The organism is Micromonospora sp. WMMD956 (genome assembly GCF_029626125.1).
Lineage (GTDB): Bacteria > Actinomycetota > Actinomycetes > Mycobacteriales > Micromonosporaceae > Micromonospora > Micromonospora carbonacea.
The window spans coordinates 5,236,007-5,250,473 of the sequence record NZ_JARUBI010000005.1 but is presented as its reverse complement, the minus strand read 5'-3'; the positions used below and the strand labels follow the sequence as shown (position 1 = coordinate 5,250,473).

Below are 14,467 nucleotides of genomic sequence, written 5' to 3'. Positions count from 1 at the left end.
CCGTGTTGGCCCATCGACCCGTGTTGGCCCGTCGCCCCGGCAGCGTTCACGTCAGGACACCCCCAGCTCCCGGTCGATGAAGTCGAAGACCTCGTCGGGGGTGGCGTCCTGGAGCTTCTCGGCGACGGTGTCCCCGCCCGTGGCCGCCGGTGCGTCGTCGGCGTTGAGGGACGCCAGCAGCGCCCGCAGCCGCTCGGTGATCCGGATCCGGGCGCTGCGGTCCGGCGCGGAGCCGGTGAGCGCCGCCTCCAGCCTGTCCAGCTCCCCGAAGACCGGCGCGACGGCGACCACCCCGCCGTCGACGACCGCCGCCCGCACGTACTCGGCGAGGCCGGCGGCGGTCGGGTAGTCGAAGACGACAGTGGCGGGCAGCCGGACGCCGGTCGCCGCGGTGAGCCGGTTGCGCAGCTCCACGGCGGTCAGCGAGTCGAAGCCGAGTTCCCGGAACGCCCGGTCGGGTTCGACGGCGTCCATCGAGGCGTGCCCGAGCACGGCGGCGGCCTGGCCGCGTACCAGGTCGAGGAGGGTCTTGCGCCGTTCGGCGTCGGTCTGCCCGGCGAGCAGGGCGGCGAGGGACTCGGCGGTCGGTCCGGCGTCGTCGGCCCGCGCGGCGGCGGCCTGCTGCGCCTCGGCGATGCCGGCGAGCAGCGGGCTGGGCCGGACGGCGACGAACCCGGGCACGTACCGCGCCCAGTCGATGCCGGCCACCAGCGTCGCCGGTTCCCGCCGGGCCACGCAGGCCGCGAGCGCGGCGAGCGCGGGGGCGGTGTCGAGGCGGGCGACGCCGGTGCGGCGGCGGCGCTCCTCCACTGCCGGGTCGGCGGCGGCCATCCCGCCGGCCGCCCACGGTCCCCAGGCGATCGACGTGGCCGGCAGCCCCTGCCGGTGCCGCTGCTCGGCCAGCGCGTCGAGGTACGCGTTGGCGGCGGCGTAGCTGCCCTGACCGGCCGCGCCGAGCTGCCCGGCCATGGCGGAGAACAGCACGAACGCGCGCAGCTCCCGGCCGACGGTCAGCTCGTGCAGGTGCAGCGCGCCGAGCACCTTGGGCCGCAGCACGGTGGCGATCCGGTCGGCGGTGAGCCCGTCGAGGACCCCGTCGTCGAGGACGCCCGCCGCGTGCACGACGGCGGTCAGCGGCGCGTCGGCGGGCACCTCGGCGAGCAGCTTCGCCAGGGCGGCCCGGTCGGCGACGTCGCAGGCGGCGACGGTGACCCGCGTGCCCGCCCCGGTCAGCTCCCGGACCAGGTCGGCGGCGCCCGGGGCGTCGACGCCCCGGCGGCTCACCAGCAGCAGGTGCTCGGCGCCCCGGGCGGCCAGCCAGCGGGCCACCTCCGCGCCGAGGGCCCCGGTGCCGCCGGTGACGAGGGTGGTGCCCCGGTGGTCGGGCTCGTCGGCGGCGGGGGTCCCGCCGGGGGCCCGGACCAGCCGGCGGACGAGGATCGTGGCCCCGTCGACCGCGACCTGGTCCTCGCCGTCGAGGCCGGCGAGGGCGGCGCAGAGCAGGTCCCAGCCGTGGTCGTCGAGGGTGGCCGGCACGTCGACCAGCCCGCCCCACCGCTCGGGGTGTTCCAGGGCGACGACCCGGCCGAGGCCCCACAGCAGCGACTGCTCCGGCCGGTCCACGGTCCCGCCCCGGGTGGTGCCGGCCGCGCCCCGGGTGACGCACCACAGCGGCGCGGCCACGTCGAGGTCGCCGAGGGCCTGGACCAGGGCGAGGGAGCGGGCGAGGAACGGCGGCACCGGCTGGGTGTCGTCGACCGCGCCGTCGGCGAGGGCCAGCAGCGACAGCACCCCGTCGGCGGGGACCCGCCCACCGTCGCCGTCGCCGGTCGCGGCGGCCAGGTGGGCGGCGACGGCGGCCCGGTCGGTCGACTCCTCGGGCAGCAGCACCAGCCGCACGTCGGCGCCCCGGCGGGTCAGCTCGGCGACGGCCGCCTCGCCCTCCCCCGCGCGGCGCTCGTCGGCGACGACCCACCAGTCGCCGGAGAGGAAGCTGACGGGCGTGCCGGTGTACGGCTGCCAGACCGCGCGGTAGCGCAGGTCGTCCAGGGTGGAGCGCTCGCGTTGCTGTCGCCGCCAGGAGGCGAGCACCGGCAGGGCCGCGCCGAGCCGTTCGAGGGAGTCGGCGGCGTCCTGCGCGGTGAGTTCCGCGAGCGCGGCCAGGTCCTCCCGCTCGACGGCGGCCCAGAACGCGGAGTCGACGCCGCTCGGGGCCTCCTCCGCGCCGGCCAGCTCGGCCTTGGTGGGCCAGAACCGATCCCGGTCGAACGCGTAGGTGGGCAGCGGCACGGTGCCGGCGGCGGCGAGCACCCGCGTCAGGTCGACGGGCAGGCCGATCGCGTGCGCGGCGGCCAGGTTGGACAGCAGCCGGGTCGGGTCGTCGTCGCCCCGCCGCAGGCTACCCAACGTGTGGCCGGTGACCCCGGCGTCGTCGAGGATCGCCGTCACCGGCATCGTCAACACCGGATGCGGGGAGACCTCCACGAACGTGGCATGCCCGGCCGCGATAGCGACCCGCACCGCGGCGTCGAACTGCACGGTCTGCCGCAGGTTGTCATACCAGTAGTCCGCCGTCATGCTCCCCGGGTCGACCCAGTCCCCCGTCAACGTCGACACCAGCCGAACCCGACCCGACTGCGGGGCCACGTCGGCCAGATCCGCCCGGAGCCGTTCGGCGACGTCCTGCACGGACGGGGAATGGGAGGCGTAGTCCACCGGGATCAGGCGGGCCCGGACCCCGTCGGCCTGGCAGGCGTCGACCAGGTCCGCGACCGGCTGCGGCGGACCCGACACCACCACCGTCGCCGGACCGTTCACCGCCGCCACACCCACACCCGGGAACGCGGGGAGACGCTCGGCCACCGCGACGGCCGACAGATCCACCGACGCCATCGCACCGGTCCCCCGCAACACGGCCAGGGCCCGCGACCGCAGGGCGACCGTCTTCGCCGCATCGGCCAGGGACAGGATCCCCGCCACACACGCCGCACCGATCTCACCCTGCGAATGACCCACCACCGCCTGCGGCACCACACCCACGTGCTCCCACACCGCCGCCAAGGCAACACCGACGGCCCACAGGACCGGCTGCACCACCTCCACCCGCTCCAACCACGACCCGTCATCCCCGATCAACACCGAGACCAGGTCGACGTCCAGGAACGGAGCCAAAGCCCGCTGACACTCCGCCAACTTCGCGTCGAAGACGGGCGTGCGGCCGACCAGACCGGCGGCCATGCGCGCCGACTGCGCACCCTGACCCGGGAACACGAACACCGGACCAGCACCGTGACCCGAGGCGACACCCGACACCACGTTGCCCGCCGGCAGACCGGACGCCAGAGCATCCAGCCCCGACAGCAACTCGGGCACGCCCGAGCCGACCACCGACGCCCGCTGGTCGAACGTGGCACGCGTGGTGGCGAGGGACCAACCGACCGCCGCCGGCTCCACGTCACCGTGCTCCCGCAGGTGCCGGGCGAGGCGGGCGGCCTGACCGGCGAGGGCCGCCTTCGACCGGGCGGACACCGGCCACACCGCCGCCCCGGCGGCGATCAGGCCCGGACCGCCCGCGTCGTCGGTGTCGGGGGGCTCGGCGGCGGGCAGGTCGTCGGGCAGTTCGAGGATGACGTGGGCGTTGGTGCCGGAGATGCCGAACGACGAAACCGCCGCCCGCCGGACACGACCCGTCTGCGGCCACGGCGTCGCCTCGGTGGCCAACTCCACCGCACCCGCCGACCAGTCGATGTGCGGCGACGGGGCGTCCACGTGCAGCGTCGCCGGGACGACACCTTCCTGCATGGCGAGGACCATCTTGATGATGCCGGCGACGCCGGCGGCGGCCTGGGTGTGCCCGATGTTGGACTTCACCGAGCCGAGCAGCAGCGGAGTCTCCCGGTCCTGGCCATAGGTGGCCAGGAGCGCCTGCGCCTCGATCGGGTCACCCAACGTCGTGCCCGTGCCGTGCGCCTCCACCACGTCCACATCCGCAGCCGACAACCCCGCCGACGCGAGAGCCTGCCGGATCACCCGCTGCTGCGACGGACCATTCGGCGCAGTAAGACCGTTCGACGCCCCGTCCTGATTCACCGCGGAACCCCGCACCACCGCAAGCACCCGATGCCCGTTACGCCGCGCGTCCGACAACCGCTCCACCAGGAGCACCCCGACGCCCTCACCCCAACCGGTGCCGTCCGCGCCGGCCGCGAACGCCTTGCACCGGCCGTCGGCGGCCAGGCCGCGCTGCCGGGAGAACTCCACGAACAGCCCCGGCGTCGCCATCACGGTGACGCCGCCGGCCAGCGCGAGATCGCACTCGCCGCGCCGCAGCGCCTGCACCGCCAGGTGCAACGCCACCAGCGACGACGAACACGCCGTGTCCACCGACACCGCCGGCCCCTCCAACCCCAACGCGTACGCCACCCGACCCGACACCACACTCGCCGCGTTCCCCGTGCCCGCGAAGCCCTCCACGTCGTCCACGGCCACCATGAGCAGGGCCCCATAGTCCTGGCCATTCGTGCCGACGAACACCCCTGTTCGCGAACCCCGCAACCCCGCCGGATCAACCCCTGCCCGCTCCACCGCCTCCCACGACGCCTCCAGCAACAACCGCTGCTGCGGATCCATCGCAAGGGCCTCACGGGGCGAAATACCGAAGAAAGCCGCATCGAAGTCGGCCGCCTCGTAGAGGAAGGCGCCGCTGCGGACGTAGGAGGTGCCGGAGGAATAGGGGTCGGGGTCGTACAGCCGGTCGATGTCCCAGCCCCGGTCGCCGGGCAGGTCGGACACGGCGTCGCGGCCGGCGTGCAGCATCTGCCAGAACCGTTCGGGGTCGACGGCCCCGCCGGGGAACCGGCAGGACATGGCGACGATGGCGACGGGCTCGTCGTCGGCGAGCGGCACGGACGCGGCCTGCGTGGCGGTTTCGGCCCCGCCGCCGAGTTCCTCGTGCAGGTGCCGGGCGAGGACGGTGGGGGTGGGGTAGTCGAAGACGAGGGTCACCGGCAGGCGCAGCCCGGTGGCGGTGGCGAGCCGGTTGCGCAGTTCCACGGCGGTCACCGAGTCGAAGCCGAGGTCCCGGAAGGCGTGGTGCGGGTCGACGGCGTCGCCGCCGGCGTACTTGAGGACGGTGGCCGCCTGGCCGCGGACCAGGTCGAGCAGCGCGGCGCGGCGCTCGTCGGCGCTCATCCGGCCGAACGCGGCGGCGGGGCCGGCGTCGTCGGTCTCCGTCGCCTCGGCGACGCCCTTGCTGGCGGCGAGCTGCTGCGCCTCGGGGATCTCGGCGATCAGCGGGCCGGGCCGGGTGGCGGTGAACGCGACGTAGAACCGGTCCCAGGCGATGTGGGAGATGGTCAGGTACGTCTCGTCGTGCTCGACGGCCTGGTGCAGCGCGGCGACGGCGAGCCGGGGGTGCATCTCGGGCGCGCCGTGGCGGTGCAGCATCCGGCCGAAGTCGCCCTCGGCCATGCCGCCGCCGCCCCAGGCGCCCCAGCCGATGGAGGTGGCGGGGAGGCCGAGGCCGCGGCGGTGCTCGGCGAGGGCGTTGAGGAACGCGTTGCCGGGGGCGTAGTTGCCGACGCCGGAGCTGCCGACGGTGCCGGCCATGGAGGAGAACAGGACGAACGCGTCGAGGTCGTGGTCGCGGGTCAGCTCGTGGAGGTTGAGCGCGGCGGTGACCTTGGCGCTGAGCGCGTAGTCGACCTGGTCGAGGGTGAGCGCGCTGACGACCGAGTCGTCGAGGACGGCGGCGGTGTGCACCACGGCGGTGAGCGGGTGCTCGGCGGGCAGGTCGGCGAGGACGGCGGCGAGGGCGTCGCGGTCGGCGGCGTCGCAGGCGGCCACGGTGACGCGTGCGCCGAGCCCGGTCAGCTCGGCCTCCAGCTCGGCGATGCCGTCGGCCTGCCGGCCGCGCCGGCTGAGCAGCACCAGGTGGGACGCGCCGTTGGCGGCGAGCCAGCGGGCCATGTGCCCGCCGAGGGCGCCGGTGCCGCCGGTGACGAGGGCGGTGCCGGAGGGCCGCCAGGTGCGGGTGGCGGGGGTGTCGCCGAGCGGGGCACGCAGCAGCCGCCGGCCGAACGCGCCGGCCCGGCGCAGGGCCACCTGGTCCTCCCCGTCCGCGCCGGCGAGGACGCGGGCGAGGCGGCGGCCGGTGGTGTCGTCGGGGTCGGCGGGCAGGTCGACGAGGCCGCCCCAGCGGTCGGGGTGTTCGAGGGCGGCGACCCGGCCGAGGCCCCAGGCGAGCTGCTGCCCGGGGTGCGGCAGCGGGTCGGCGGGGTCGGTGGAGACCGCGCCGCGGGTCAGCGCCCACAGGGGGGCGCGGACGCCCGCGTCGCCGAGGGCCTGGGTGAGGGTGACGGTGCCGGCGAAGCCGACGGGCACGTGGCGGTGGGTGGGCGTGGGCGTCTCGTCGAGGGCGAGCAGGGAGACGATCCCGGCGGCGGGGTGGGCGGCGGCGAGGTCGCGCAGCCGGGCCGCGAGGGCGTCGCGGTCGGTCCGCTCGCCGGCCAGGGCCACGGGTACGACGGTCGCGCCGTGCCGGGCGAGGGCGTCGCGGGTGAACGCGGCCAGCGCGGCACCGGCCTGCCGCCCGGCGGCTGCCTCGGTGCCGGTGTCGTCGGTGCCGGTGTCGTCGGTGCCGGTGCCACTGCCGGTGCCGGTGCCGGTGCCGGTGCCGGTGCCGGTGTCGTCCGGGCCGGTGACCAGCCACCAGGTGCCGGCGAGGGCGGGCTCGTCGCCGCCGTCCGCGCCGACGGGCAGCCACGCGTCGCGGTACCGCCACGAGTCGATGGTGGCCTGGTCGCGGTGCCGGCGTCGCCAGGCGGTGAGGGCGGGCAGCACGTCGGCGAACGCCGCCTCGGGCACGGTGCCGCCGTCGGTGGCGGCGGCGAGTTCGGCGGTGAGCGCGGCCAGGTCGCCGTCCTCGACGGCGGCCCAGAACCGGGCGTCGGACTCGTCCGCCGGGCCGGCGGGGACCGCGGCCGGGGCGGTGGTGGCGGTGGCGGGCCGGGGCCAGTAGAGCTGCCGCTGGAACGGGTACGTGGGCAGGTCGCGGCGGCGCGCGGGCAGCCCGGCGTACGCGGGTCGCCAGTCGACGGGCGTACCCCCGGTGAAGACCTCGGCGGCGGCCCGGTGGAACCGGCCGAGGTCGCCCTCGTTGCGCCGCAGGGTGCCGGTGACGGTGACCGCGCCCGGGTCGGCGGCGGCCGCCTCGACGCTCTCCTGCACGGCCATGGTGAGCACCGGGTGGGCGCTGACCTCGACGAACGTCTGGTAGCCGGCGGCGACGAGGCTGCGCACCGCCTCGTCGAAGCGGACGGTCTGCCGCAGGTTGCGATACCAGTAGTCGGCGTCGAGGGCGGCGGTGTCGAGCCAGTCGCCCTCGACGGTGGACCGGAACCGGATCTCGCCGGTGCGGGGGGCCAGCCCGGCGAGCAGTGCGAGGAGCTGCTCGCGCAGCGGCTCGACGTGCGCCGAGTGGGAGGCGTAGTCGACGGGCACCCGGCGGACCCGGGTGTCCCGGGCCTCGTAGTGGGCGACGAGTTCGTCGAGGGCGGCGGAGTCTCCGGAGACGACGACGGAGGTGGGGCCGTTGACGGCGGCGAGCGCGACGCGGCCGTCCCAGCGGGCGATGGTGGCGGTGGCCTCGTCGGCGGTGGTGGCGACGGAGACCATGCCGCCGTCCCCGGCGATGCCGGCGATGATCCGGCTGCGCAGGGCGACCACGGCCGCCGCGTCGTCGAGGGTGAGGGCCCCGGCGACGTACGCGGCGGCGATCTCGCCCTGCGAGTGGCCGACGACGGCGGCGGGGCGGACCCCGTACGACTGCCAGAGGGCGGCGAGGGAGACGCCGACGGCGAACAGGGTGGGCTGGACGACGTCGACGCGTTCCAGGGACGGCGCGTCGGGCGCGCCGCGCACCACGTCGACGGGCGACCAGTCGACGTACGGGCGCAGGGCCTCGGCGCAGGCGGCGAACGTGTCGGCGAAGACTCCGGCGGTGTCGAGGAGTTCGGCGGCCATGCCGACCCACTGGGAGCCCTGGCCGGGGAAGACGAAGGCCACCTCGCCGGGCGTACCGGTGCCGGTGACGGTGTCCGGGGCGGGCCGGCCGGCGGCGAGCTCGCCCAGCGCGGCGGTCAGGCCGGCGCGGTCGGCGGCGAGGACGACGGCCCGGTGGTCGTGGGCGGCGCGGGTGTCCACGAGGGACCAGCCGACGTCGGCGAGCGCGTCGTCGGCGACGGTGTCGAGGTGGGCGGCGAGGTCGCGGGCGCGGGCGGCGAGGGCGTCGGCGGTGCGCCCGGACAGCACCCAGGGCAGTTCCCGGGCCGGCCCGGCGGCCTGCTCCTGCGCGGGCTCCTCCTGCGCGGGCTCCTCCTCGGGGGCCTGTTCGAGGATGGTGTGCACGTTGGTGCCGCTGATGCCGAACGAGGAGACGCCGGCGCGGCGGACGCCGTCGGCGGGCTCCCACGGGCGGGCCTCGGTGAGCAGCGCGACGTGGCCGGCGGACCAGTCGACGTGCGGGGTGGGCTCGTCGACGTGCAGGGTGGGCGGCAGCACCCCGTGCCGCATCGCCAGCACCATCTTGATCACCCCGGCGACCCCGGCGGCGGCCTGGGTGTGGCCGACGTTCGACTTGATCGACCCGAGCCACAGCGGCCGGTCGGCGGGGCGGTCCTGCCCGTAGGTGGCCAGCAGCGCCTGGGCCTCGATCGGGTCGCCGAGGGTGGTGCCGGTGCCGTGCGCCTCGACGGCGTCGACCTGGTCGGCGGTGAGCCCGGCGTTGGCCAGGGCCTGCCGGATGACCCGCTGCTGGGCGGGCCCGTTGGGGGCGGTCAGCCCGTTGGACGCGCCGTCCTGGTTGACGGCGCTGCCCCGCACGATGGCGAGGACGGGGTTGCCGTCGCGGCGGGCGTCGGAGAGCCGCTGGAGCACCAGCAGGCCGACGCCCTCGCCCCAGCCGGTGCCGTCGGCGGCCCCGGCGAACGGCTTGCACCGGCCGTCGGCGGCCAGCCCGCGCTGGCGGGAGAAGCCGACGAAGATGCCGGGGGTGGCCATGACGGTGGCGCCGCCGGCGAGGGCGAGGTCGCACTCCCCCGCCTGGAGGGCCTGCGCGGCGAGGTGCAGGGCGACCAGCGACGACGAGCAGGCCGTGTCGACGGTGACGGCCGGGCCGTGCAACCCGAAGGTGTACGACAGCCGCCCGGAGATGACGCTCGCGGAGGTGCCGGTGGCGAGGTAGTTCTCGTCGACGTCCCCGGCGGCCATCAGCAGCGAGCCGTAGTCCTGGCCGTTGGTGCCGACGTACACGCCGGTGCGGCTGCCGCGCAGCGCGGTCGGGTCGATCCGGGCCCGCTCGAACGCCTCCCAGGTGGCCTCCAGCAGCAGCCGCTGCTGCGGGTCCATGGCGAGGGCCTCGCGCGGGGAGATGCCGAAGAAGGCGGGGTCGAACTCGCCGGCCCCGGCGACGAAGCCGCCCTCCCGCACGTAGCTGGTGCCGAGGTGCTCGGGGTCGGGGTGGTACAGCTCGGCGATGTTCCAGCCGCGCTCGCCGGGCATCAGGGTCATCGCGTCGGTGCCGGTGGCGAGGAGGTCCCAGAGCTGCTCCGGTGAGCTGACCCCGCCGGGGAACCGGCAGCTCATCGCGACGATGGCGACGGGCTCGCGGTGGGTGTCGGTGCCGGCGGCGACGACGTCGCCGGGGGTGTCGCCGGGCAGCCGGTTGGTCAGCCCGTGCAGGTGGGCGGCCAGCTCGGCGACGGTGGGGTGGTCGAACACGAGGGTGGCGGGCAGGGTCGTGCCCGTCTCGGCGGTGAGCCGGTTGCGCAGCTCGACGGCGGTGAGCGAGTCGAAGCCGAGGTCGCGGAAGGCGCGGTCGGGCAGCGGCCGCCCGGCCGGGTAGCCGAGCACCGCGGCGGCCTGGGTGCGCACCAGCTCGGTGAGCTGCGCCAGGGACCGGCCGACGACGACGGCCCGGACGGGGCCGCTCGCCACGGCGGGCACCCCGGGCAGGGCCGAGATCAGCGGGTTCGGCCGCCCCCAGGACGCGGCGAGGCGTCCCCAGTCGACGTCGGCGACGGTGACGGCCGGGCCGGCGGCGTTGACGACCCGGCCGAGGGCGGTGACGGCCTCGGCGGCGGGCAGCGGTTTGATGCCGCCCCGGGTGAGCCGGGCGGTGAGCGCGGCGGTGGCGGCGGCCATCCCGTCGGCGGCCCACGCGCCCCAGGCGACGGCGGTGGCGGGCAGCCCCTGGGCGTGCCGCCACGCGGCGAACGCGTCGAGGTAGGCGTTGGCCGCCGCGTAGTTGCCCTGCCCGGCGCTGCCGACGACCCCGGCGAGGGAGGAGAACAGCACGAACGCGTCGAGGTCCCGGCCGGCGGTGGCGTCGTGCAGCACCCGGGCGGCGGTGGCCTTGCCGGCGAGGACGGCCTGCATCCGGTCGAGGTCGAGGCCGTCGAGGACGCCGTCGTCGACGACCCCGGCGGTGTGCACGACGGCGGTGAGCGCGGGCAGCCCGGCCACGAGCGCGGCGACCGCCTCGCGGTCGGTGACGTCGCAGGCGACGACCCGCACCGCCCCGCCCAGCTCCTCGACCAGCTCGGCGGCACCGGGGGCGTCCGGGCCGCGCCGGGACGCGAGGACCACCTCGGCCGCCCCGTTGGCCAGCAGCCACCGGGCCGTGTGCCGGCCCAGCGCGCCCGTGCCGCCGGTGACCAGCACCGTCCCCGACGGACGCCACCCCGACCCGACCGGCGGCGCGGCGGCGGGCACGAGCCGTCGGCCGAGGACGCCCTGCGGGCGGATCGCCACCTGGTCGTGGCCGGCGTCGGCGAAGACGGCGAGCAGGGCGTCCCCGCTCGCCCGGTCGAGCCGGTCGTCGCCGCTGTCGCTGCCGGTGGCGGGCAGGTCGACGAGGCCGCCCCAGCGGTCGGGCTGTTCGAGGGCGATCACCCGCCCGAGGCCCCAGGCCGCCGCGGCCGACGGGTCGGCGATCCGCTCGCCGCCGACGGAGACCGCCCCCCGGGTGAGGCACCACAGCCGGCCGGGCAGTCCGGTGTCGGCGAGCGCCTGGGCGAGGGTGAGCAGGAGTGCGGTGCCGGTGGGCACGGCGGGGGCGTCCGGCAGCGGTACGTCCCGCTCGGGCAGCAGGCAGACCACCCCGGCCCACCCCGTCTCCCCGCCGTCTCCCCGCTCCCCCGCAGCCTCCCGCTCCCCGCCGACGTGCTCACCGTCCACCACGCCCGGCTCCCCGAGCCGCCGCAGCGCCTCCCCCAGCTCGCCCCGCCCGACCCCACTGCCGACGCCGAGCACCTCGACCCGCGCCCCACCCCGGCGCAGCGCCGCCACCACCCCGCGATCTTGCAGTTCCGGCCCCGACAAAAGCCTCGTTCCGCCCGTTTCGGGGGCCGCAAGTGCAAGATCGGCGGGGTGGGTGGGGGTGACGATCAGCCAGCGGCCCGGCCGGGGCGCGGCCGGGGTCGGGTGGACGGGGTGCCAGGCGACGCGGTACGTCCAGGCGTCCAGCGTCGCGTCGCGCTGGCGGGCCCGCCGCCACGACGACAGCACCGGTACGGCGGGGGCGAGCGCCTCGATCGCGGCGGGATCGTCCTGCACGGCCAGGTGGGACGCCACCTCGGTCAGGTCGCCCCGCTCGACGGCGGCCCAGAAGTCGCCCTCGGATCCGGCGGCGTGCACCGCCTGCGCGGCGGCGACCGCGGCGGCCTCGGGCCAGTACCGCTCCCGCTGGAACGCGTACGTCGGCAGGTCCACCCGGGACGCGCCGGTGTCGGCGAACCACGGCCGCCAGTCCACACCAACGCCGTTGACGTGCAGCTCCGCCAGCGCGGCCAGCAGACCCGACACCTCCGGCCGATCCCGACGCTGGGCGGCCACCGCGAGCACGGAAGCCTCGGGCAGCGCCTCCGCCGTCAGCGCCGTCAACACACTCTGCGGACCCACCTCCAGGAACGTGTCCACCCCCGCCGCCCGCAACGCCGCCACCCCATCGGCGAACCGCACCGCCTCCCGCACATGCCGCACCCAGTAGTCGACACTACGAACCTCATCGGGATCGGCCAGCCCACCGGTCACGTTCGACACCAACGGCAGCACCGGCGCGGAGAACGTCAACCTCGACAGCACCGCCCGGAACTTCTCCAGCATCGGCTCCATCAACGGACTGTGGAACGCGTGACTCACCGCCAACCGACGCGTCCGCACCCCCCGACCCCGCCACACCTCCTCCAACATGTCGAGGGCATCCACCGCACCCGACACCACCACCGACCCAGGACCGTTGACCGCCGCGACCCCCACCCGGTCGGACAACCCGTCCAGCGACGACAGCACCTCCGCCTCGGCCGCATTGACCGCCAACATCCCGCCACCGGCCGGCAACCCCTGCATCAACCGACCCCGCGCCACCACCAACGCACACGCATGCTCCAGCGACAACACCCCCGCCACATACGCCGCAACGATCTCACCAACCGAATGCCCACCCACAAAGTCCGGCACCACACCGAACGACTCCACCAACCGGAACAACGCCACCTCGACCGCAAACAACCCCGCCTGCGTGAACACCGTCGAATCCAGCAGCGCCGCCTCGGCGGAACCCTCCGAAGCGAACAGCACCGACTTCAACGGCTGCGGCAACCCACGATCCAGGTGCCCACACACCTCGTCCAACACCGACGCGAACACCGGGAACGCCGCAGACAACTCCCGACCCATCCCCGCCCGCTGCGCACCCTGACCGGAGAACAGCACCGCGAGCTGGCCGCGCGGAGAGGCCGTACCGGACAGGACGTTGCCGGCCGGGGTGCCGGCGGCGAGGGCGCGCAGCCCGGCGAGGAGGTCGTCGCGGCCCGTGGCCGCCACCACCACACGGCTGTCCAGGGCGGCCCGGGCGGTGACCGACGACCACGCCACGTCGAGGGGGCGCGCGTCGGCGTCGGCGTCGAACCAGGCCGCCCAGCGGCCCGCCTGCGCGGCGAGGGCGGCGTCGGTGCGGGCGGACAGCAGCACCGGCACCGCCGGCAGCGCCCGCCCGGGTGCGACGGCCTCGGCGGCGTCCTCGGGCTCGGGGGCCTGCTCGATGATGGTGTGCGCGTTGGTGCCGGAGACGCCGAACGACGACACGGCGGCCCGGCGGGGCCGGTCCACGGCCGGCCACGGCCGCGCCTCGGTGGCGAGCTCCACCGCGCCGGCGGACCAGTCGATGTGCTGCGACGGCGCGTCGACGTGCAGGGTGGGCGGCACGACGCCGTGCCGGATGGCCTGCACCATCTTGATCACACCGGCGACGCCTGCGGCGGCCTGGGTGTGGCCGATGTTCGACTTGACCGACCCCAGCAGCAGCGGCGTGCCCCGCCCCTGCCCGTACGTGGCGAGCAGCGCCTGCGCCTCGATCGGGTCGCCGAGCCGGGTGCCGGTGCCGTGCGCCTCCACGACGTCCACATCCACGGGCGACAGGCGCGCCGAGGCGAGGGCGTGGCGGATGACGCGCACCTGGGAGGGGCCGTGCGGGGCGGACAGCCCGTTGGACGCGCCGTCGGAGTTGACGGCGCTGCCCCGCACCACGGCGAGGACCGGGTAGCCGTGGCGTCGGGCGTCGGAGAGCCGGGCGAGCAGCAGCATGCCGACGCCCTCCGACCAGGAGGTGCCGTCGGCGGCGGCGGCGAACGCCTTGCACCGGCCGTCGGCGGCCAGCCCGCGCTGCCGGCTGAACCCGACGAAGACCGCCGGGGTGGGCATGACGGTGACGCCGCCGGCCAGGGCCAGCTCGCAGTCGCCGTTGCGCAGCCCCTGGGCGGCGAGGTGGATCGCGACGAGCGACGACGAGCAGGCGGTGTCGACGGTGACGGCCGGCCCCTCCAGGCCGAGCGTGTACGCGACGCGGCCGGAGATGACGCTTGTCGCGTTGCCGGTGAGCAGGTGCCCCTCGCCGTTCTCGGCCTGCGCCATGATCCCGTCGTAGCCGTGCGAGGCCGCGCCGACGAACACGCCGGTGCGGCTGCCCCGCATGGTGGCCACGGGCAGGCCGGCCCGCTCGAACGACTCCCACGCGGTCTCCAGCAGCAGCCGCTGCTGCGGGTCCATCGCGAGGGCCTCGCGGGGGGAGATGCCGAACAGGTCGGCGTCGAAGTCGGCGGCGTCGTAGACGAAGCCGCCCGCGGAGACGTAGCTGGTGCCTGGGTGGTCGGGGTCGGGGTGGAACAGCCGGTCGAGGTCCCAGCCCCGGTCGGCGGGGAACGGGCCGATGCCGTCCCCGCCGTCGCGGACGAGATCCCAGAGCTGCTCGGGCGAGGCGACGCCGCCCGGGTAACGGCAGCTCATCGCGACGATGGCGATGGGTTCGCCGTCGCGGGCCTCCAGCTCCCGCAGCCGACGCCGGGTGCGCCGCAGCTCCGAGGTCGTACGCTTCAGGTACTCGACGTACTTCTCGTCCTCGTTGCTCACCGTG

Annotated in this window: 1 protein-coding gene; it reads right to left on the bottom strand. The window is 76.2% G+C overall.

The genetic code is table 11. From position 1 onward, the window contains the following. Positions 1–51: 51 nt before the first annotated feature. Positions 52–14,463, bottom strand: a complete 14,412-nt coding sequence (locus O7628_RS23165) for a type I polyketide synthase (protein ID WP_278133602.1) — start codon at positions 14,461–14,463, stop codon at positions 52–54. Between the last annotated feature and the right edge of the window lie 4 nt (positions 14,464–14,467).